Origin of the sequence: Pantoea ananatis PA13 (assembly GCF_000233595.1) — a bacterium.
Taxonomy (GTDB): Bacteria; Pseudomonadota; Gammaproteobacteria; order Enterobacterales; family Enterobacteriaceae; genus Pantoea; species Pantoea ananatis.
The window spans coordinates 223,318-244,061 of the sequence record NC_017554.1 but is presented as its reverse complement, the minus strand read 5'-3'; the positions used below and the strand labels follow the sequence as shown (position 1 = coordinate 244,061).

Annotated in this window: 13 protein-coding genes, 4 tRNA genes and 3 rRNA genes; 5 read left to right on the top strand and 15 right to left on the bottom strand. The window is 53.7% G+C overall.

Features of this window, described 5'->3' with window-relative positions; genetic code table 11:
• The first annotated feature begins 20 nt into the window (after positions 1 to 20).
• Both PAGR_RS01115 and PAGR_RS01110 read left to right on the top strand, forming a co-directional pair.
• The gene (locus PAGR_RS01115) at positions 21 to 1,277 is read left to right on the top strand and encodes an ATP-grasp domain-containing protein (protein ID WP_013027658.1); all 1,257 of its coding nucleotides are present in this window, start codon (positions 21 to 23) and stop codon (positions 1,275 to 1,277) included.
• 46 nt (positions 1,278 to 1,323) lie between these two features.
• The gene (locus PAGR_RS01110; protein ID WP_013027659.1) at positions 1,324 to 2,565 is read left to right on the top strand and encodes an MFS transporter; all 1,242 of its coding nucleotides are present in this window, start codon (positions 1,324 to 1,326) and stop codon (positions 2,563 to 2,565) included.
• A gap of 118 nt (positions 2,566 to 2,683) precedes the next feature.
• Here the strand turns inward: PAGR_RS01110 and ilvC are convergent, their stop codons facing one another.
• On the bottom strand, positions 2,684 to 4,159 hold the full coding sequence (gene ilvC / locus PAGR_RS01105; RefSeq protein ID WP_013027660.1) for a ketol-acid reductoisomerase: 1,476 nt from the start codon (positions 4,157 to 4,159) through the stop codon (positions 2,684 to 2,686).
• 161 nt (positions 4,160 to 4,320) lie between these two features.
• Here ilvC and ilvY point away from each other — a divergent pair, with 161 nt between their 5' ends.
• Positions 4,321 to 5,202 carry an HTH-type transcriptional activator IlvY gene (ilvY, locus tag PAGR_RS01100; RefSeq protein ID WP_014604780.1) on the top strand — a complete coding sequence of 294 codons (882 nt, stop codon included), beginning with the start codon at positions 4,321 to 4,323 and terminating at the stop codon, positions 5,200 to 5,202.
• On the opposite strand, the gene ilvA is transcribed toward ilvY, so the two are convergent.
• The 6 genes from ilvA to ilvL all read right to left on the bottom strand — a co-directional run bounded on the left by ilvA (position 5,203) and on the right by ilvL (position 11,758).
• Complete coding sequence (gene ilvA / locus PAGR_RS01095) at positions 5,203 to 6,750, bottom strand: threonine ammonia-lyase, biosynthetic (protein WP_014604779.1); 1,548 nt, start codon at positions 6,748 to 6,750, stop codon at positions 5,203 to 5,205. It abuts the gene before it with no gap.
• Between the two features lies 1 nt (position 6,751).
• The gene (gene ilvD, locus PAGR_RS01090) at positions 6,752 to 8,602 is read right to left on the bottom strand and encodes a dihydroxy-acid dehydratase (protein ID WP_014604778.1); all 1,851 of its coding nucleotides are present in this window, start codon (positions 8,600 to 8,602) and stop codon (positions 6,752 to 6,754) included.
• A 59-nt stretch (positions 8,603 to 8,661) separates the two neighbouring features.
• On the bottom strand, positions 8,662 to 9,591 hold the full coding sequence (locus PAGR_RS01085) for a branched-chain amino acid transaminase (RefSeq protein WP_014604777.1): 930 nt from the start codon (positions 9,589 to 9,591) through the stop codon (positions 8,662 to 8,664).
• Between the two features lie 18 nt (positions 9,592 to 9,609).
• On the bottom strand, positions 9,610 to 9,867 hold the full coding sequence (gene ilvM / locus PAGR_RS01080; protein WP_013027665.1) for an acetolactate synthase 2 small subunit: 258 nt from the start codon (positions 9,865 to 9,867) through the stop codon (positions 9,610 to 9,612).
• Positions 9,864 to 11,510, bottom strand: coding sequence for an acetolactate synthase 2 catalytic subunit (gene ilvG / locus PAGR_RS01075; protein WP_014604776.1), 1,647 nt, complete (start codon positions 11,508 to 11,510; stop codon positions 9,864 to 9,866). Before ilvG ends, ilvM begins: the two co-directional genes overlap by 4 nt.
• 149 nt (positions 11,511 to 11,659) lie before the next feature.
• Positions 11,660 to 11,758, bottom strand: coding sequence for an ilv operon leader peptide (gene ilvL / locus PAGR_RS22875; RefSeq protein ID WP_071785161.1), 99 nt, complete (start codon positions 11,756 to 11,758; stop codon positions 11,660 to 11,662).
• Between the two features lie 330 nt (positions 11,759 to 12,088).
• Between ilvL and PAGR_RS01070 the strand changes: the two genes are divergently transcribed.
• On the top strand, positions 12,089 to 13,609 hold the full coding sequence (locus PAGR_RS01070) for a YifB family Mg chelatase-like AAA ATPase (RefSeq protein WP_014604775.1): 1,521 nt from the start codon (positions 12,089 to 12,091) through the stop codon (positions 13,607 to 13,609).
• 23 nt (positions 13,610 to 13,632) lie between these two features.
• Here the strand turns inward: PAGR_RS01070 and PAGR_RS01065 are convergent, their stop codons facing one another.
• Complete coding sequence (locus PAGR_RS01065; RefSeq protein ID WP_006121163.1) at positions 13,633 to 13,971, bottom strand: MaoP family protein; 339 nt, start codon at positions 13,969 to 13,971, stop codon at positions 13,633 to 13,635.
• Between the two features lie 121 nt (positions 13,972 to 14,092).
• Here PAGR_RS01065 and hdfR point away from each other — a divergent pair, with 121 nt between their 5' ends.
• Positions 14,093 to 14,917, top strand: coding sequence for an HTH-type transcriptional regulator HdfR (gene hdfR, locus PAGR_RS01060; RefSeq protein ID WP_014604774.1), 825 nt, complete (start codon positions 14,093 to 14,095; stop codon positions 14,915 to 14,917).
• 112 nt (positions 14,918 to 15,029) lie between these two features.
• On the opposite strand, the gene PAGR_RS01055 is transcribed toward hdfR, so the two are convergent.
• The 7 genes from PAGR_RS01055 to PAGR_RS01025 all read right to left on the bottom strand — a co-directional run bounded on the left by PAGR_RS01055 (position 15,030) and on the right by PAGR_RS01025 (position 20,700).
• A tRNA-Trp gene (locus tag PAGR_RS01055) sits at positions 15,030 to 15,105 on the bottom strand.
• Between the two features lie 8 nt (positions 15,106 to 15,113).
• Positions 15,114 to 15,190 (bottom strand) — tRNA-Asp (locus PAGR_RS01050).
• A gap of 235 nt (positions 15,191 to 15,425) precedes the next feature.
• Positions 15,426 to 15,541, bottom strand: a 5S ribosomal RNA gene (gene rrf, locus PAGR_RS01045).
• A gap of 103 nt (positions 15,542 to 15,644) precedes the next feature.
• Positions 15,645 to 18,551, bottom strand: a 23S ribosomal RNA gene (locus PAGR_RS01040).
• A gap of 235 nt (positions 18,552 to 18,786) precedes the next feature.
• Positions 18,787 to 18,862, bottom strand: a tRNA-Ala gene (locus tag PAGR_RS01035).
• 148 nt (positions 18,863 to 19,010) lie between these two features.
• Positions 19,011 to 19,087, bottom strand: a tRNA-Ile gene (locus PAGR_RS01030).
• Between the two features lie 73 nt (positions 19,088 to 19,160).
• Positions 19,161 to 20,700 (bottom strand): 16S ribosomal RNA (locus PAGR_RS01025).
• The 16S, 23S and 5S rRNA genes sit together here with 4 tRNA genes alongside, the layout of an rRNA operon.
• Positions 20,701 to 20,744 lie beyond the last annotated feature (44 nt).

Genomic DNA, 20,744 nt, shown 5'->3' with positions numbered 1-20,744 from the left:
CTCTTTGCAGGAGAAGCAACATGGATAAGCGTTATATATTAATCTTAGGCGGCGAGTTTTCCCTTCGTGAACGTGTATTAGCCGGTGCACTGCGCGCAGCAGGCGGAATGCAGGTGCTCACCATGGCAAAAAATCGTACCAGTGCCGCAATCAAATTTTTTGACGGCTATTTGTCAGGTGATGTCGCCGATGAAAACGCCGTATTGGATGCGGTAAAAGCCCATGAGGCCTCAACCGGATGCAAACCCGCCGCGGCTATCCCCATGAATGATTTCACTGTCCGCGCCGCCAGTCTGGTGGCTGAACATTATCAGCTTCACGGTAATAGTCGTCAGACTATTCATAATTGCCGTGACAAGTTTGTCATGAAGCAACTGCTGGAGAAGGCCGGATTACCGGTGCCACGTTTTGCCGCATTCAGTACGCTGGAAGAACTCAGACACCATATTCGTGATATTGGGCTGCCTGTCGTTATTAAGCCCCGTGAAATGGCAGGTAGTCTTGGTGTTCTGAAGATTACCCGTGAAGAGGAGATTGAACCGAGCTTTGCCAGAAGTGTGGCTGACGTCATCTCACTTAACGGTGAATCCTATGCTCCCGAAGACCTGTTCCAGGTGGAAGAGTACATTCCCTCCCTTCAGGAAGTCAGCGTCGAGGTAATAAATCAAGGTGACTACCACAAAGCTATTGCGGTAACGGATAAATACCTGGGCGAGGAACCTCATTTTGTTGAAGTGGGGCACAGTGTCCCTTCCGTTCATGCCAGTAACCCACAGTTGCGGGATATCGCGGAGCGCGCCTGTCATGCCCTGGGCATTCATTATGGCGTGGCGCATTTTGAAGCGCGAATTACCCCCGCCGGAGAGATCAAAATCATTGAAGTGGGTGCCCGCACCGGCGGCGACACGATTATGGATCTGGTTGAACGGAGCTATGGCATTAATCCTTATGAGCTGCATGTAGCAAGCCATTTAAACGCCCTTAAACCTCTTGCAGAACCTTTAGTGCCGAAAGGCCTGAGTGCGGTGGCCTTTATAAAAGCGCCTGTCGGTACAATTGAGAAAGTGACACTTCCTGCCAGCCTTCCTGATCACATTGTGAATATGCAGATCACCGCAAAACCGCTGGATACATCGAAGAAGCTCGAGTCCTGGAAAACACGTGAGGGATCGGTAGAGTTTTTTTGGCCCAGCCGGAAACCGGAAACCGGTTTTAATGAGCATCTACGCACAGCGGATGACCTGGCGACTACGCTCTTTACCTTACGCCAGGCGTAATTATTTTTGAGCCGCTGCAAAGCGGCTTTCAAGCAGGAGTACCCTTATGTCTGCTGAAAACTTCGGTTTAAAGCGCTTCGTTTTTTCCCGTTTTGTCGGCGCGTTGTGCGATCAGTTCTTACTGTTTGCTGTTCCTCTGGCTATTCTCAAGGCGACAGGGTCGCTTACGCTTTCATCCCTGGCCTTTGTCATTGAATGGCTGCCACGCATTATTTTCTTCCCGTTATCGGGATTTATGGCTGACCGCATCAAGCCCCGTTTCATCTTTTTCAATGTCGATGCTCTTCGTGCCTTACTGATGGGGGCCGTCTTCGCCCTTCTTTACTGGTATCCGGGGTCAACTTTTCCGGCCCTGGCCGCGATGATGGCTTTGTTGTCTGTAGCCTATGTACTCAACTTTGTGGCCACGGATGCCCTCTTGCCTCGTCATTTGTCCAGTGAAGCCTTGCCGAAAGCCCACTCCATGCTCCAGGGCGTCGATCAAATCACTATGGTATTGGGGCCTGCTATCGCGGTTGCGATTTCTTCGTGGGGCGGCATCGACAGCATTTTGATCGTCGCAGCTGTTCTGTTTGCCATTTCGGCTATTAATTATCTTTTTTTGGAAACACACGATCTAGAGGTGACGGAAAAGCTAGGGTTTCATACCTTACTGGCATCTAACCGAACGGCATTGCACGTGCTCAAGAAAAACAAAATACTGCTGCATCTTTGCGCCCTGACCTGGGTCGTGAATCTGGTTTACGGCGCGGCACTGGTCGTGAGCGCAGCGGTCATTTTAAAAGAGTTCAACCTGTCCGATCGCTACTTTGGCGCCTTGCAGACAACAGCAGCTCTCGTCACTATCGTGGCATTCTTCTTTGTTCCCAGGTTTGCCAGCCGCTTTGGTTTGTCCACGTTGGGAACATTTTCGTTTTGCGCCATGATTCTTGCGGGTGCCATAATGTCGCTGTCCGTTGATTACGCAATGTATCTGGCAGGCTATGCTGTGCTGATGGCTTTTGACGGTGCATTCAGTGTTTATTTGCGCACGTTGAGAAGCCAGGTCATTCCTAAAGAACATTTAGGGAAAACCATGGGAATTATTGGCTTGATGAACATGTGTTCAGTACCGGCGAGTGGGGCTGTGGTATCGCTGCTGTCCGGGCATTTTATGCCGCTGCAAATCATTAGCATTATTCTGGTTGCCGCATTAGTGTTTGGCTTGCTTTTGATTTTCTTCGGGCGCCGTGTCTTTGGCTATAAAAGTTTATTACCCCCAGTGATCGTGTCAGAGCCATCCTGTTAACTTTTTTCATACCTGAATTTTCATAACAAGCCGCAGGCTTAATACATAAAAAGGGCGCAGCCAGATGGCTGCGCCCTTTTTGCATGTGCTGTTTTGCTGAAAACAGTGGCGGTGCGGCTTAGCCCGCAACCGCGATGCGTTTCATATCCGTCATGTAGCCACGCAGTTTGCGACCTACCTGCTCGATAGGATGCTGACGAACGGCCTCGTTAACGTCGCGCAGCTGTGCGTTATCCACCTGAGTGCCTTCAATGGCTTTGCCCAGATCGCCCGGCTGCAGCGTGGTCATGAACTCTTTCAGCAGTGGAACGGCCGCGAAGGAGAACAGGTAGTTACCGTACTCAGCGGTATCAGAAATCACCACGTTCATTTCGTACAGGCGCTTACGGGCAATGGTGTTGGCAATCAGCGGCAGCTCATGCAGCGATTCGTAGTAAGCCGACTCTTCGATGATGCCTGCATCAACCATTGTTTCAAATGCCAGCTCAACGCCCGCTTTGACCATCGCAACCATGACAACGCCTTTATCGTAGTACTCCTGCTCTTCGATTTTGCCATCGAACTGAGGTGCGGTTTCGAACGCAGTTTTACCGGTCTCTTCGCGCCAGGTCAGCAGTTTCTTATCGTCGTTAGCCCAGTCGGCCATCATGCCCGCAGAGAAATCGCCGGAAATGATGTCATCCATGTGCTTCTGGAACAGAGGGGCCATGATGCCTTTCAGCTGCTCAGACAGCGCGTAAGCACGCAGTTTGGCCGGATTCGACAGGCGATCCATCATCAGCGTAATGCCACCAAACTTCAGGGATTCGGTGATGGTTTCCCAGCCAAACTGAATCAGTTTTTCGGTGTATGCCGCATCGTGACCTTCTGCCACCAGCTTGTCGAAGCACAGCAGAGAACCGGCCTGCAGCATGCCGCATAGAATGGTCTGCTCACCCATCAGGTCAGATTTCACTTCCGCAACGAAAGAGGATTCCAGCACGCCAGCACGGTCGCCACCGGTGGCAGAAGCCCAGGCTTTGGCGATCGCCATGCCTTCACCTTTTGGATCGTTTTCCGGGTGAACCGCGATCAGCGTCGGAACACCGAAACCACGCTTGTATTCTTCACGCACTTCGGTGCCGGGGCACTTCGGCGCAACCATCACGACGGTGATGTCTTTACGGATGGTTTCGCCCACTTCAACAATGTTGAAACCGTGTGAATAGCCCAGCGCGGCACCGTCTTTCATCAGTGGCTGTACAGCCTGAACAACGGCGGAGTGCTGTTTGTCCGGCGTCAGGTTGACCACCAGGTCCGCCTGTGGAATCAGTTCTTCGTAAGTGCCAACTTTAAAACCATTTTCTGTCGCTTTACGGAATGAGGCACGTTTTTCAGCGATGGCTTCTGCACGCAGCGTATAGGACACATCCAGACCCGAATCACGCATGTTCAGGCCCTGATTCAGACCCTGAGCACCACAGCCCACAATCACAATCTTTTTGCCTTTCAGGAAGCTGGCGCCATCCGCGAATTCGTCACGCCCCATAAAACGACATTTGCCCAGTTGCGCTAACTGGTTGCGCAGATTCAGTGTATTGAAGTAATTAGCCATGGGTACTCCGGTTAAATGTTGTGTTTGCTTTTGTCTGATGACGGCATAAGGTTCAGCGCCGCGAATGACCCCATCATATGACAGGATTTCTGTTGCTTAAATTGATATATTAACAACGTTACATTGCAATAATTGCAATGCCGTCCTGAGGTGGACCCCCTATGGATTTACGCGATCTCAAATTGTTTTTGCATCTGGCAGAAAGCTGCCATTTTGGCCGCACCGCACGCGCCATGCACGTCAGCCCTTCCACGCTGTCGCGCCAGATCCAACGCCTGGAAGAGGATGTGGGCCACGCCTTATTTCTGCGCGATAACCGCACCGTGGCGCTCACCGAAGCGGGCGAAAGACTTAAGCTGTTTGCCCAACAAACCTTACTGCAGTATCAACAATTGCGCCATGCTATGGATCTCAATGGTCCTTCACTTAGTGGTGAACTGCGCCTGTTTTGCTCGGTGACCGCCGCGTACAGCCATCTGCCCCCTATTCTGGATCGCTTTCGCGCCGAGCATCCTCAGGTCGAAATCAAACTCACCACCGGCGATGCGGCGGATGCGATTGAAACGGTGCAGTCGGGCAATGCAGACCTGGCTATCGCGGGCCGGCCTGAGTCGCTACCGGCCAGCATCGACTTCACCACGCTGGGGCTGCTGCCGCTGGGGCTGATTGCGCCTGCGATGCCCTGCCCGGTACGCAGTCAGGCAACGGAAGAGGCACCTGACTGGACGCAGATTCCGTTTATTTTGCCCGAGCAGGGGCCGGTTCGTCGGGCCATTGAGCTGTGGTTTCGTCGTCACCGCATTGTTAACCCGTTGATTTACGCCACGGTTGCGGGCCATGAAGCGATCGTTTCCATGGTGGCGCTTGGCTGTGGCATTGCCCTGTTGCCGGATGTGGTGCTGGAAAACAGCCCTGAGCCGGTACGTAACCGGGTGTTACCGCTGGAGAACGTGGAGTCCGTTGCACCACTGGAGCTGGGAGTTTGCGTACAAAAAAAGCGGCTCGGGGAGCCGCTTATCAGTGCGTTCTGGCATCAGTTGTAGTTACTGACCGGCCAGGAAAAAGCGGAACGCCGGGTTATGGGTTTCGTCGTGGAAATCATAGCCCAGGTCGGTAAGGTGCTCTTCAAAACGTGGCTCATCGCTGCCGAGCTCAAACGCCGTGAGCACCCGACCATAATCCGTGCCGTGGCTGCGGTAATGGAACAACGAGATATTCCAGTGCGTGCCCAGCGTTTGCAGAAATTTGAGCAACGCACCGGGCGCTTCCGGGAATTCAAAGCTAAACAAACGCTCACGCAGCGGCTTGGAAGGCCGTCCGCCCACCATGTAACGCACATGCAGCTTCGCCATCTCATCGTCAGACAGATCCACCACCTGATAGCCGTTTTCCGTTAACTGACTAATGATCTCTGCTCGCTCTTCCATCCCGCGCGTCAGGCGCACCCCCACAAAGATGCAGGCTTTGTCGGTGTCGGCATAGCGATAGTTGAATTCGGTAATCGAGCGACCACCCAGCGTCTGGCAGAACTTCAGGAAACTGCCCTGCTGTTCCGGTATGGTGACGGCCAGAAGCGCTTCACGTTGTTCACCCAGCTCGCAGCGTTCAGAAACATAGCGCAAGCCATGGAAGTTAACGTTAGCACCCGACAACACGTGCGCCAGGCGCTCGCCTTTGATGTCATGCTGCTGAACGTATTTCTTCATGCCTGCCAGCGCCAGCGCCCCTGAAGGCTCCGCCACGGCGCGCACATCTTCAAACAGATCTTTCATGGCCGCGCAGATCGCATCGCTGTCCACGGTGACGATATCGTCGAGAAATTCCTGACACAGGCGGAAGGTTTCATTACCGATGCGTTTCACCGCCACACCTTCGGCAAATAATCCCACGCGCGGTAAATCTACCGGCTCACCGGCGTCCAGCGCTGCCTTCAGGCAGGCTGAATCCTCTGACTCTACGGCAATCACTTTGATTTGCGGCATCAGCTGTTTGATCAGGACGGCCACACCGGCAGCCAGACCGCCGCCGCCCACCGGGACAAAGACCCGATCGAGATGGGCGTCCTGCTGCAGCAGTTCCATCGCCAGCGTACCCTGTCCGGCAATAACCGCCGGATGGTCAAACGGTGGGACAAAGGTGTAACCCTGCTGCGTCGCTAACTCGATAGCTTTAGCTTTTGCCTCATCAAAGTTGGCACCAAACAGAAAGGCTTCTCCGCCAAATGCACGCACGGCATCCACCTTAATGTCGGCAGTGGCAAGCGGCATCACGATCAGCGACTTGATGCCCAGCTTCGTGGCGGATAAGGCAACGCCCTGAGCATGGTTACCCGCAGACGCGGTGACGACGCCGCGTGCTTTCTGCTCTTCGTTAAGTCCGGCAATCATCGCGTAAGCACCGCGCAGTTTAAAACTGTGCACCGGCTGGCGATCTTCTCGCTTGACCAGAATGGTATTGCCCAGTCGCGCAGAGATTTTTTCCATCTTCTGCAGTGGGGTAACCTGTGCCACTTCGTATACCGGTGAACGCAATACAGCGCGCAAATACTCGGCGCCGCAGGGCGCCTCGGGTAGCGGTTGAGCCTCAGCCATTTTAGCCTCCCAGCTTACTCTTATCGCGCACGGCACCTTTGTCGGCACTGGTGGCAAGCGATGCATAGGCGCGCAGGGCAAACGACACTTCGCGCTGACGGTTCATCGGCGTGTAAGCGGCATCGCCACGTGCTTCCTGCTCTTCACGGCGCGCGTGCAGTTCATTATCCGGCACGGCCAGCTTGATGCCGCGGTTAGGAATATCAATTTCAATGGTATCGCCATCTTTAACCAGCGCGATGGTGCCGCCATTAGCTGCCTCGGGTGAGGCATGACCAATGGAGAGGCCAGAGGTACCGCCAGAGAAGCGACCGTCGGTGATCAGGGCACAGCTCTTACCCAGCCCCATCGATTTCAGGTAGGTGGTGGGATACAGCATTTCCTGCATGCCCGGTCCGCCTTTTGGCCCTTCGTAGCGAATCACAACCACGTCACCTGCCACCACTTTGCCACCGAGGATGGCTTCTACTGCGTCATCCTGGCTTTCATACACTTTGGCCGGGCCGCTGAAGGTCAGAATCTCTTTATCGACGCCCGCCGTTTTCACGATACAGCCATCTTCGGCGATGTTGCCGTACAGCACGGCCAGACCGCCATCCTGAGAATAGGCGTTTTCGCGCGTACGGATACAGCCTTCAGTACGGTCATCATCCAGCGTATCCCAACGGCAATTCTGTGAGAACGCCTGGGTGGTGCGGATACCGGCCGGGCCCGCGCGGAACATGTCCTTCACGGCCTGGTCCTGGGTCAGCATGATGTCGTACTGATCGATCGTTTCACGCATGCTTTGCTGCAGGATGTTGCGTGCGCTGGTGTCAATCAGTCCGGCACGATCCAACTCGCCGAGAATACCGATCACGCCACCGGCGCGGTGCACATCTTCCATGTGATATTTCGGGGTACTGGGTGCGACTTTGCACAGCTGAGGCACTTTGCGCGACAGGCGATCGATATCAGAAATATTGAAGTCGATCTCGCCTTCCTGCGCGGCAGCCAGCAAGTGCAGCACGGTGTTGGTGGAGCCGCCCATGGCGATATCCAGCGTCATGGCATTTTCAAACGCAGCCTTAGTGGCAATGTTACGCGGCAGCATGTTGGCATCGTCCTGCTCGTAATAGCGTTTGGTCAGGCTCACGATGCGCTTACCGGCGTTGATAAACAGTTCTTTACGGTCGGCGTGAGTGGCCAGCAGGGAACCGTTACCCGGTTGCGACAGGCCCAGCGCTTCGGTCAGGCAGTTCATGGAGTTTGCAGTGAACATGCCTGAACAGGAGCCGCAGGTCGGACAGGCGGAGCGTTCAATCTGCTCGCTGTCGGCATCGCTGACGTTCGGGTTAGCGCCCTGGATCATGGCATCCACCAGATCCAGCTTGATGATCTGATCGGAGAGCTTGGTTTTACCGGCTTCCATCGGGCCGCCGGACACAAAGATAACCGGAATGTTAAGGCGCAGTGACGCCATCAACATGCCGGGGGTGATTTTGTCGCAGTTAGAGATGCAGACCATGGCATCGGCACAGTGCGCATTCACCATGTACTCGACGGAGTCAGCAATCAGTTCCCGGGAAGGCAGAGAATACAGCATGCCGCCATGGCCCATGGCAATACCGTCATCCACCGCTATCGTGTTGAACTCTTTGGCCACGCCACCAGCCGCTTCGATTTGCTCGGCAACCAGCTTACCCAGATCACGCAGGTGAACGTGGCCCGGCACAAACTGGGTGAAGGAGTTCACGACGGCGATAATCGGTTTGCCGAAATCATCGTCGGTCATTCCTGTTGCGCGCCAGAGGGCACGGGCACCGGCCATGTTGCGGCCGTGGGTGGTGGTAGCGGAACGGTACTTAGGCATGCTCTTTACTCCAGTGAAAATAAGTTCGCGGACATCCAGCGACATCCGCGCAGGTCTGGTTATGCGTTAACCGGGTCCAGCCAGCCCCATTTGTCTTCAGTCTCGCCGGTGAACAGGCCGAAGAAGGCCTGCTGAACGCGTTTGGTGACGGGGCCGCATTTGCCTGCGCCAACCTGAATGCGGTCAACGCTACGCACTGGGGTAATTTCAGCTGCGGTGCCAGACATAAAGACTTCATCAGCCAGATAGAGCGACTCACGGGACAGCGTCTGTTCACGTACTTCGATGCCCATATCACGCGCCAGCGTAATAATGGCATCGCGGGTGATGCCCGGCAGTGCAGATGAGGTAAACGGCGGGGTAAACAGCACACCGTCTTTCACTTCAAACAGGTTTTCGCCTGCGCCTTCTGAGATCAGGCCATTGGTGTCCAGTGCAATGCCTTCCTGATAACCATGGCGGCGCGCTTCGCTGCCCACTAACAGTGAGGAAAGGTAGTTGCCGCCTGCTTTCGCCGCGGTTGGCAGCGTATTGGGCGCAACACGGTTCCATGAAGAAACCATCGCATCAATACCGTTTTCCAGCGCTTCAGCACCCAGATAAGCGCCCCACGGGAAGGCCGCAATGATCACGTCGGTCGTAAAGCCATCCGGCGGGTTCACGCCCAGTCCCACATCACCGACGAAAGCCAGCGGGCGGATATAGGCGCTTTTCAGGTTGTTGACGCGAATGACTTCACGGCAGGCTTCCATCAGTTCATCAACGCTGTGTTTGATTGGGAAACGGTAGATTTTGGCGGAATCGTGCAGGCGCTGCATGTGCTCACGGTGACGGAATACAACCGGCCCTTTATGGGAGTCATAGCAGCGAACGCCTTCAAATACCGATGTGCCGTAGTGCAAAGCGTGAGACATCACGCTGACTTTTGCCTCTTCCCACTTAACCATTTCGCCGTTGAACCAAATAAAGTCTGCTTTCTTCGTGCTCATTATTATTTCCTATAGCGACTACGCGCGTATTTGTTGTGATGTCTGTTGTTGAGTCTGGACGCAGGCGACATCCATCAGTTTTCTTAGCTGGGAAGACAGTAAATCGACAGAGCGCTGGCTGGCAACGGTCATTTCGATATTAATGTTTTCAGTGTTAGCCACGGTGGCCATGTTCATGGAACACACCTGAAAACCACGATGGCGTACCACACGTAAAATACGTTCCAATATTTCAGGTCGAAAGCGCGCTTCGATAGACAATTGATGCTGGTTCATACGGTTTTCTCCATCATGTTGGCGTTGCTGGCACCAGGCGGTACCAATGGCCAGACGTTTTCATGCTCATCGATTGAAACATGCAGGAAGTAAGGTCCTTCACTGCTCAGCAGAGCATCGAGTGCGGCGTCGACCTGATCTTTACGGGTGATTCGCTGGCCTGGGATATCAAACGCGCTGGCCAGCGTAAGGAAGTCGGGATTATCAGTCAGGATGGTTTCACTGTAGCGACCATCAAAAAACAGTTGCTGCCACTGGCGCACCATGCCTAAACGCTGGTTGTCCAGCAGCAGAATTTTTACAGGCAGCTTGCCACGCTTGATGGTGCCCAGCTCCTGAATGTTCATCATGATCGAGCCATCGCCCGAGACGCAGATAACCGTATCGTTGGGACGCGCAACCTGCGCACCGATCGCCGCGGGCAGCCCAAAGCCCATGGTGCCTAATCCGCTGGAGGTGATGAAATCTTCAGGCGCGTCACAGGAGATATGCTGGGCCGCCCACATCTGGTGCTGGCCGACGTCGGTCGTGATCACGGTTTTAGCAGGCTTGCGGTCGGACAGTTGTTTCAATAATAACGGCGCATAGATCGCTTCGCCGGGATGATCGTAGCGCCATGCATGCTGGGCTTTCAGGGCGGCGACTTCGTCACGCCATGTCTGAATCTGTAAAGGCTGGCTCAAGGCTGGCAGGACATGGTTAAGATCGCCCTGCAGTGAAACATGCGCACGGCGCAACTTGTTCAGTTCTGCGGGATCAACATCCAGATGAATCACGCTGGCCAGCGGGGCAAACGTATCCAGTTTACCGGTGACGCGGTCGTCAAAACGCGCGCCAACGGCAATCAACAGGTCACAGGACTGCACGGCAAGGTTTGCGGCCTTAGTACCGTGCATGCCCAGCATGCCCAGATAGCCTTCGCTGTGGGCGTCAACACTTCCCAGGCCTTTCAGCGTGGCGACAGCAGGGATGCCGGTCTCCTGCATCAGCGCGCGCAGCGCCGGCACGGCCTGCGCCATCCCTACACCGCCGCCCACATAGAATATCGGCTTTTTAGCCTGAGCCATCATGGCGCGCGCTTCAACAATGGCCTGGTGCGGCATCGACATCACTTCTTCGACCGGCATCAACTGCGGCGAAGGCTCGCCTTTTGCCATCTGGATATCTTTCGGGATATCCACTAATACAGGACCGGGGCGGCCTGACTGGGCAATAGCGAAGGCTTCGGCCATGACGGAAGGCAACTCGTCCAGAGACTCAACCATAAAGCTGTGTTTCGTGCAGGCTAATGACAGGCCAAGAACATCGATTTCCTGGAATGCATCCGTGCCGATGAACGCAGAGGCGACCTGCCCGGTTAAGGCGACGACCGGAACAGAGTCCATCATGGCGTCGGCAAGACCGGTGATCAGATTCGTCGCGCCGGGGCCAGAGGTTGCGATGCAAACGCCGGTTTTGCCGGTTGAACGGGCATAGCCGATTGCGGCCATTACCGCGCCCTGCTCATGACGGCACAACAGGTGTTCAACGCCGCCGTCGTATAGCGCATCGTATACTGGCATGATCGCGCCACCAGGATAGCCAAATACGATATCAACGCCCTGTGCGCGTAAAGCCTGAACTACCCATTGTGCACCTGTCATCGCTATTCTCCTGTATTCCGAGGGGAACAACAGAATTTTATGCTACTGTTCATTGTTTGTTCCTTGCAGATTTACTGAGTTTTTGCCAGGTCAAAAAAAACCCCCGGACCTTTCGGTGCGGGGGGTTTTTTAGAGTTCTGGCTTGATTTTTAAGCCTTTCTTGCTCCAAGCGTTGCCCCGCACAGTGGGTTAATAATCACCACCACGCTAATCACGACAAGGCTAATCACTAGTAGAAGGGCTTTCATAACGTATTCGATTCTTTAACTCGTTCGAAGTAATGCCTACAGAGTTATCATAGTTACCTCTCTAATTACAATATTTTTTATCAGGTTTTTTAATCACGCAGGTTTACCGTATTCATTATCGAATTGTTATTAAAAGATTATTTTATCATCCGGGGTTCCGGACAAAAAAAGGCCGCTCATTGCATTTTGACGATTTCACAGTCTGCTTCTGCAAAATGTGAAACCCGATGTATGGCAGATAAAAAGTTTGCTGGGCGACATACATTTCCTTGTTCTGGGCTTCGCTACACCTGAATTCCGGGTACAGAATGGCCGCATTTGGGGGCCGCTATGTCATTGTCAAAGGTGCTGACACGGGCAGCCATCGGTGTTGAAGCGCCGCTGGTGACGATTGAAGTACATATCAGTAACGGATTGCCCGCCCTCACGTTGGTAGGGTTGCCTGAAACGACCGTGAAAGAGGCGCGTGAACGCGTACGCAGTGCCATTATCAACAGCGGTTTTGACTTCCCTGCCCGACGTATCACCATCAACTTAGGCCCGGCAGATTTACCCAAAGAAGGCGGCCGCTATGATTTGCCTATGGCTATCGCCATTCTGGTGGCCTCTGAGCAGCTTCCTGCGGACAGGCTCAACCACTACGAGTTTCTGGGTGAGCTGGCGCTTAACGGTGGCCTGTGTGGCGTTAAAGGCGCCATTCCGGCGGCACTGGCTGCGACAGGAGCCGGCCGGCAGCTGGTGCTCTCTGCTGAAAACCAGCCTGATGTGGGATTGATACGTCAGGGCGCGACTTTAGTCGCCGCACATTTGATCGAGATTTGTGCCTTTTTGCACGGTAAGTGTGAGTTAGCGACCGCAACCGCTCATGTTAAAGATGATGACGGCATTACCGAAGATCTTCGCGATATTGTGGGTCAGGAGCAGGGACGGCGTGCCCTGGAGATTACCGCTGCAGGTGGACATAATCTGTTGCTGATCGGTCCGCCGGGAACCGGTAAGACCATGCTCGCCACACGCTTACCCGGTATCATGCCGCCGTTAAGCGATCAGGAAGCCCTGGAGTGCGCCGCCATCGCCAGCCTGAGCCAGACATCTCCATTACATCTGCGATGGCGTAAGCGGCCTTTTAGAGCCCCTCATCACAGCGCTTCGCTGTATGCCCTTATCGGGGGCGGTGCGTTACCACGACCCGGAGAAATCTCGCTGGCACATAACGGCGTGCTGTTTCTGGACGAACTGCCTGAGTTTCAGCGCAGCGTGCTGGACGCGTTACGTGAACCCATTGAGTCCGGCGAAGTGGCCATTTCGCGGGCCAGGGCCAACGTCGTTTATCCCGCACGCTTTCAGTTAATCGCAGCAATGAATCCCAGCCCAACCGGACACTATCAGGGACAACATAACCGTACGTCGCCACAGCAGGTTTTACGCTATCTCAGTAAACTTTCTGGTCCTTTCCTGGATCGCTTTGATCTGTCACTGGAAGTTCCGCTGCTTCCTGCAGGAATGCTGAGTCAGCAACGGCAGGCAGGGGAAAGCTCTGCAGAAGTGCGTGAGCGCGTTTTTGCCGCGCGTCAGGTACAGATGGCGCGCTCAGGGAAGATTAATGCGCAGTTGGCTAATTCAGATGTACTACAGTGGTGTCAGATTTCGCCGTCGGATGCACGGTGGCTTGAGTCTGTTTTAAATCAGCTGGGCTTATCGGTGAGGGCGTGGCAACGTATCCTGAAAGTGGCGCGCACGGTGGCCGATTTAGCGGGGGAAGAGGTGATTGGACGTCATCATCTTCAGGAGGCCGTAAGCTATCGAAGCATTGACCGACTGATGATCTATTTGCACAAAAGCTTGCAGTAAAAAGGGGCTTTCACCCCTTCTCGTTAATCGTCGCTTTCGGTGTAGTCTTCAACGGTATCCATCTGTGGTTTACCGCCTGACAGCGTGTGAAAACGCTTAGGACGCTTAATACGTGTCATGTATTTGGACCATACACGTTCTGCTTCCGTTTGTGGCTCACGCACGCCACGACAAACCTCAATGAACAGACGCTCTTCTTCTGTCGCTGGCTCACGCTTGGCGAGGTCCAGCTCATTAAACGCTACGCCGTGACGTTCAAGTAGCTGTGCTTCTTTAATCGTAAAGTCACCATGTCGCGAAAAACCGCGTGGGTAATGTTTGTTGTCAAAGAAACGATTTTCCGTTGAGAAGCTTTCCGCCATGTTACACGCTCCTGTTTCTCTTATGGCCGTGCTATTTATGGCGCGGAGTATTAGATAGGCTTGACAGAGTGTAAAACAAAACATTTAAATCTATACGACAAACAAATTTTGGGAGAACGCTGTGGATACGGAATTACTGAAAACTTTCCTGGAAGTGAGCAGAACTCGCCATTTCGGGCGCGCTGCAGAAGCACTTTACTTAACGCAGTCTGCTGTCAGTTTTCGCATCCGCCAGTTAGAAAATCAGCTTGGTGTTAATCTTTTTACCCGACATCGTAACAATATCCGTCTGACCTCCGCAGGTGAGCGGCTGCTGCCCTATGCGGAAAGCCTGATGAATACGTGGCTGATGGCCAAGAAAGAAGTGTCGCATACGCAGCAGCACCACGAGCTCTCCATTGGTGCCAGTGCCTCGTTATGGGAGGCGTATTTAACACCCTGGCTTCAGACGCTCTATGAGAACCGTGAGAGCCTCCATCTGGAAGCGCGTGTGGCACAACGCCATTTACTGGTTAAGCAGCTTCACGAACGTCAGCTGGATTTATTAATCACCACTGAAGCGCCGAAGATGGATGAGTTAACCAGTCAGCAGATCGGTCATATTTCACTGGCGCTGTTTCGCTCACGACAGACAGACAAGCGTGAAAAATATGATTATATAAAACTGGAATGGGGAGCCGACTTTCATCAGCATCAAAGCTATCTCTCTGGCGGTGACGATGTGCCCGTGTTAACAACCACATCCGCTCAGGTGACGCGTGAGTTGCTTCATACGACAGGTGCATGTGCGTTTCTACCTGATTTCTGGCAAAGCCTTTACAGCGATCTGATGTTAATGCCTGATACTTCTGTAGCCGTTCGCCCTCTTTATGCTGTGTGGTTACAAAACAGCGATCAGCAAACGTACATCCGTCAGCTGTTAAAGTTTCCTGTGGTACCTAATTAAAAACAGGGGGAAGTCAAAGAGGATTGGGCCAGTATCTGCTGGCTGGTTTTCTTTTTCACTTTTCTGCAGGCAAAAAAAAATCCTTCGCCGAAGCAAAGGATTTTTCTCTTTCTGGCAGGGGCGGAGGGACTCGAACCCCCAACACCCGGTTTTGGAGACCGGTGCTCTACCAATTGAACTACGCCCCTAAAAAGGGTGGCGGAACGGACGGGGCTCGAACCCGCGACCCCCTGCGTGACAGGCAGGTATTCTAACCAACTGAACTACCGCTCCACCGATTCTGTACTGACGTCAGAAAAACGTTCTGATATCAGGTATATCGCCCTTCCGCGTCACCGGTAAGGTCATGACCAGCGTACTGGTCTTAATTTGATGCCTGGCAGTTTATGAATCACGCTGTGATTCACCCTTCGGGCCGCTGCTTCGCAGCGTTCAAAAGCATTCGCTTTTGTCCTACTCTACTGAGTAGTGAACTGCCCGAGGTTACGTGCAGGTCCTTCAATTTGATGCCTGGCAGTTCCCTACTCTCGCATGGGGAGACCCCACACTACCATCGGCGCTACGGCGTTTCACTTCTGAGTTCGGCATGGGGTCAGGTGGGACCACCGCGCTACAGCCGCCAGGCAAATTCTGTTTCCCGCACCGCCCTCGCAGGCCGCACGGTTTTATCCGGTAAACAATGCTGAAAATTTAAATCGTCTCTCAACCAAAACGCCTCTGGCGTTGTAAGGTTAAGCCTCACGGGTCATTAGTACCGGTAAGCTCAACGCATCGCTGCGCTTACACACCCGGCCTATCAACGTCGTCGTCTTCAACGTCCCTTCAGGAGCCTTAAAGGCTCAGGGAGAACTCATCTCGGGGCAAGTTTCGTGCTTAGATGCTTTCAGCACTTATCTTTTCCGCACTTAGCTACCGGGCAGTGCCACTGGCGTGACAACCCGGACACCAGCGGTGCGTTCACTCCGGTCCTCTCGTACTAGGAGCAACCCCCCTCAATTCTCCAGCGCCCACGGCAGATAGGGACCGAACTGTCTCACGACGTTCTAAACCCAGCTCGCGTACCACTTTAAACGGCGAACAGCCGTACCCTTGGGACCTACTTCAGCCCCAGGATGTGATGAGCCGACATCGAGGTGCCAAACACCGCCGTCGATATGAACTCTTGGGCGGTATCAGCCTGTTATCCCCGGAGTACCTTTTATCCGTTGAGCGATGGCCCTTCCATTCAGAACCACCGGATCACTATGACCTGCTTTCGCACCTGCTCGAGCCGTCACTCTCGCAGTCAAGCTGGCTTATGCCATTGCACTAACCTCCTGATGTCCGACCAGGATTAGCCAACCTTCGTGCTCCTCCGTTACGCTTTGGGAGGAGACCGCCCCAGTCAAACTACCCACCAGACACTGTCCGCAGCCCGGATTACGGGCCTACGTTAGAACACCAAACATTAAAGGGTGGTATTTCAAGGCCGGCTCCACGCAGACTGGCGTCCACGCTTCAAAGCCTCCCACCTATCCTACACATCAAGGCTCAGTGTTCAGTGTCAAGCTGTAGTAAAGGTTCACGGGGTCTTTCCGTCTTGCCGCGGGTACACTGCATCTTCACAGCGATTTCAATTTCACTGAGTCTCGGGTGGAGACAGCCTGGCCATCATTACGCCATTCGTGCAGGTCGGAACTTACCCGACAAGGAATTTCGCTACCTTAGGACCGTTATAGTTACGGCCGCCGTTTACCGGGGCTTCGATCAAGAGCTTCTCCTTGCGGATAACCCCATCAATTAACCTTCCGGCACCGGGCAGGCGTCACACCGTATACGTCCACTTTCGTGTTTGCACAGTGCTGTGTTTTTAATAAACAGTTGCAGCCAGCTGGTATCTTCGACTGGCTTCAGCTCCGGGAGCAAGTCCCTTCACCTACGCGCCAGCGTGCCTTCTCCCGAAGTTACAGCACCATTTTGCCTAGTTCCTTCACCCGAGTTCTCTCAAGCGCCTTGGTATTCTCTACCTGACCACCTGTGTCGGTTTGGGGTACGATTTTGTGTTACCTGATGCTTAGAGGCTTTTCCTGGAAGCAGGGCATTTATCACTTCAGCACCGTAGTGCCTCGTCGTCACGCCTCAGTGTAAAGTGAACCGGATTTGCCTGGAACACACACCTACACGCTTAAACCGGGACAACCGTCGCCCGGCTGATATAGCCTTCTCCGTCCCCCCTTCGCAGTAACACCAAGTACAGGAATATTAACCTGTTTCCCATCGACTACGCCTTTCGGCCTCGCCTTAGGGGTCGACTCACCCTGCTCCGATTAACGTTGAACAGGAACCCTTGGTCTTCCGGCGACAAGGTTTTTCACCTTGTTTATCGTTACTTATGTCAGCATTCGCACTTCTGATACCTCCAGCATGCCTCACAGCACACCTTCGACGGCTTACAGAACGCTCCCCTACCCAACAACACATAGTGTCGCTGCCGCAGCTTCGGTGCATGGTTTAGCCCCGTTACATCTTCCGCGCAGGCCGACTCGACCAGTGAGCTATTACGCTTTCTTTAAATGATGGCTGCTTCTAAGCCAACATCCTGGCTGTCTGGGCCTTCCCACATCGTTTCCCACTTAACCATGACTTTGGGACCTTAGCTGGCGGTCTGGGTTGTTTCCCTCTTCACGACGGACGTTAGCACCCGCCGTGTGTCTCCCGTGATAACATTCTCCGGTATTCGCAGTTTGCATCGGGTTGGTAAGCCGGGATGGCCCCCTAGCCGAAACAGTGCTCTACCCCCGGAGATGAGTTCACGAGGCGCTACCTAAATAGCTTTCGGGGAGAACCAGCTATCTCCCGGTTTGATTGGCCTTTCACCCCCAGCCACAGGTCATCCGCTAATTTTTCAACATTAGTCGGTTCGGTCCTCCAGTTAGTGTTACCCAACCTTCAACCTGCCCATGGCTAGATCACCGGGTTTCGGGTCTATACCCTGCAACTTAACGCCCAGTTAAGACTCGGTTTCCCTGCGGCTCCCCTATACGGTTAACCTTGCTACAGAATATAAGTCGCTGACCCATTATACAAAAGGTACGCAGTCACCCCCATAAAGAAGGCTCCCACTGCTTGTACGTACACGGTTTCAGGTTCTGTTTCACTCCCCTCGCCGGGGTTCTTTTCGCCTTTCCCTCACGGTACTGGTTCACTATCGGTCAGTCAGGAGTATTTAGCCTTGGAGGATGGTCCCCCCATATTCAGACAGGATACCACGTGTCCCGCCTTACTCATCGAACTCACAGCCTGTGCACCTTTGTGTACGGGAGTATCACCCTGTACCCTGCGACTTTCCAGACGCTTCCACTGATGCACAAGCTGGTGATGGTTCTGGGCTCCTCCCCGTTCGCTCGCCGCTACTGGGGGAATCTCGGTTGATTTCTTTTCCTCGGGGTACTTAGATGTTTCAGTTCCCCCGGTTCGCCTCATACAGCTATGTATTCACTGCATGATAGTGTGTCGGAACACACTGGGTTTCCCCATTCGGGTATCGCCGGTTGTAGCGGTTCATATCACCTTACCGGCGCTTATCGCAGATTAGCACGCCCTTCATCGCCTCTGACTGCCAGGGCATCCACCGTGTACGCTTAGTCGCTTAACCTCACAACCCACAGGCGTTTATCTGTTTTACCGTAACGGCTTCACAGTTAGCTTGTAAGCTGTAAGCTTTTGAGAGACTCGAACGCGTTGTACTGTGTTCCTTATTACGGAGGAACACGACAATGCGTCGTTTCAAATTTTCAGCTTGTTCCGGATTGTTAAAGAGCAGAATACTTCGCAGCACACCGTTGCCGGTACGCTCTGAAGTATTTTCAGAAAAAATACAGTAGTGAGTATGGTGGAGCTAAGCGGGATCGAACCGCTGACCTCCTGCGTGCAAGGCAGGCGCTCTCCCAGCTGAGCTATAGCCCCATACAGTTACTGCAGAGACCACTACTACCACTCAACCGAGTAAACATCCTTCATCAAGAAGGATGCCATTTCGTCTCAGGCAAGGCATGCGGAAGGGACGTTTACGTCTGTAAACGACCGCGCGCATAACGCAGCATAAGAAGAAATTTGGTAGGCCTGAGTGGACTTGAACCACCGACCTCACCCTTATCAGGGGTGCGCTCTAACCACCTGAGCTACAAGCCTGTAGAGGTTTTTTCTGCTCGTGACTTTCTATCAGACAATCTGTGTGAGCACTTCGCGGGAAAGTATCTTCAGGTAAGGAGGTGATCCAACCGCAGGTTCCCCTACGGTTACCTTGTTACGACTTCACCCCAGTCATGAATCACAAAGTGGTAAGCGCCCTCCCGAAGGTTAAGCTACCTACTTCTTTTGCAACCCACTCCCATGGTGTGACGGGCGGTGTGTACAAGGCCCGGGAACGTATTCACCGTGGCATTCTGATCCACGATTACTAGCGATTCCGACTTCACGGAGTCGAGTTGCAGACTCCGATCCGGACTACGACGCACTTTATGAGGTCCGCTTGCTCTCGCGAGGTCGCTTCTCTTTGTATGCGCCATTGTAGCACGTGTGTAGCCCTACTCGTAAGGGCCATGATGACTTGACGTCATCCCCACCTTCCTCCGGTTTATCACCGGCAGTCTCCTTTGAGTTCCCGACCGAATCGCTGGCAACAAAGGATAAGGGTTGCGCTCGTTGCGGGACTTAACCCAACATTTCACAACACGAGCTGACGACAGCCATGCAGCACCTGTCTCACGGTTCCCGAAGGCACTAAGGCATCTCTGCCAAATTCCGTGGATGTCAAGAGTAGGTAAGGTTCTTCGCGTTGCATCGAATTAAACCACATGCTCCACCGCTTGTGCGGGCCCCCGTCAATTCATTTGAGTTTTAACCTTGCGGCCGTACTCCCCAGGCGGTCGACTTAACGCGTTAGCTCCGGAAGCCACTCCTCAAGGGAACAACCTCCAAGTCGACATCGTTTACGGCGTGGACTACCAGGGTATCTAATCCTGTTTGCTCCCCACGCTTTCGCACCTGAGCGTCAGTCTTCGTCCAGGGGGCCGCCTTCGCCACCGGTATTCCTCCAGATCTCTACGCATTTCACCGCTACACCTGGAATTCTACCCCCCTCTACGAGACTCAAGCCTGCCAGTTTCAAATGCAGTTCCCAGGTTAAGCCCGGGGATTTCACATCTGACTTAACAGACCGCCTGCGTGCGCTTTACGCCCAGTAATTCCGATTAACGCTTGCACCCTCCGTATTACCGCGGCTGCTGGCACGGAGTTAGCCGGTGCTTCTTCTGCGGGTAACGTCAATCGACGCGGTTATTAACCACATCGCCTTCCTCCCCGCTGAAAGTACTTTACAACCCGAAGGCCTTCTTCATACACGCGGCATGGCTGCATCAGGCTTGCGCCCATTGTGCAATATTCCCCACTGCTGCCTCCCGTAGGAGTCTGGACCGTGTCTCAGTTCCAGTGTGGCTGGTCATCCTCTCAGACCAGCTAGGGATCGTCGCCTAGGTGGGCCGTTACCCCGCCTACTAGCTAATCCCATCTGGGTTCATCCGATAGTGAGAGGCCCGAAGGTCCCCCTCTTTGGTCTTGCGACGTTATGCGGTATTAGCCACCGTTTCCAGTGGTTATCCCCCTCTATCGGGCAGATCCCCAGACATTACTCACCCGTCCGCCACTCGTCACCCGAGAGCAAGCTCTCTGTGCTACCGTCCGACTTGCATGTGTTAGGCCTGCCGCCAGCGTTCAATCTGAGCCATGATCAAACTCTTCAATTTAAGTTTGATTTGCTGAAACAAGTTCAGCGGTGCTCATCTGTAAA

Coding starts and splice junctions, on each gene's coding strand:
- PAGR_RS01115 (WP_013027658.1), top strand. CDS start 21: ATGGATAAGCGTTATATATTAATCTTAGGCGGCGAGTTTTCCCTTCGT.
- PAGR_RS01110 (WP_013027659.1), top strand. CDS start 1,324: ATGTCTGCTGAAAACTTCGGTTTAAAGCGCTTCGTTTTTTCCCGTTTT.
- ilvC (WP_013027660.1), bottom strand. CDS start 4,159: ATGGCTAATTACTTCAATACACTGAATCTGCGCAACCAGTTAGCGCAA.
- ilvY (WP_014604780.1), top strand. CDS start 4,321: ATGGATTTACGCGATCTCAAATTGTTTTTGCATCTGGCAGAAAGCTGC.
- ilvA (WP_014604779.1), bottom strand. CDS start 6,750: ATGGCTGAGGCTCAACCGCTACCCGAGGCGCCCTGCGGCGCCGAGTAT.
- ilvD (WP_014604778.1), bottom strand. CDS start 8,602: ATGCCTAAGTACCGTTCCGCTACCACCACCCACGGCCGCAACATGGCC.
- PAGR_RS01085 (WP_014604777.1), bottom strand. CDS start 9,591: ATGAGCACGAAGAAAGCAGACTTTATTTGGTTCAACGGCGAAATGGTT.
- ilvM (WP_013027665.1), bottom strand. CDS start 9,867: ATGAACCAGCATCAATTGTCTATCGAAGCGCGCTTTCGACCTGAAATA.
- ilvG (WP_014604776.1), bottom strand. CDS start 11,510: ATGACAGGTGCACAATGGGTAGTTCAGGCTTTACGCGCACAGGGCGTT.
- ilvL (WP_071785161.1), bottom strand. CDS start 11,758: ATGAAAGCCCTTCTACTAGTGATTAGCCTTGTCGTGATTAGCGTGGTG.
- PAGR_RS01070 (WP_014604775.1), top strand. CDS start 12,089: ATGTCATTGTCAAAGGTGCTGACACGGGCAGCCATCGGTGTTGAAGCG.
- PAGR_RS01065 (WP_006121163.1), bottom strand. CDS start 13,971: ATGGCGGAAAGCTTCTCAACGGAAAATCGTTTCTTTGACAACAAACAT.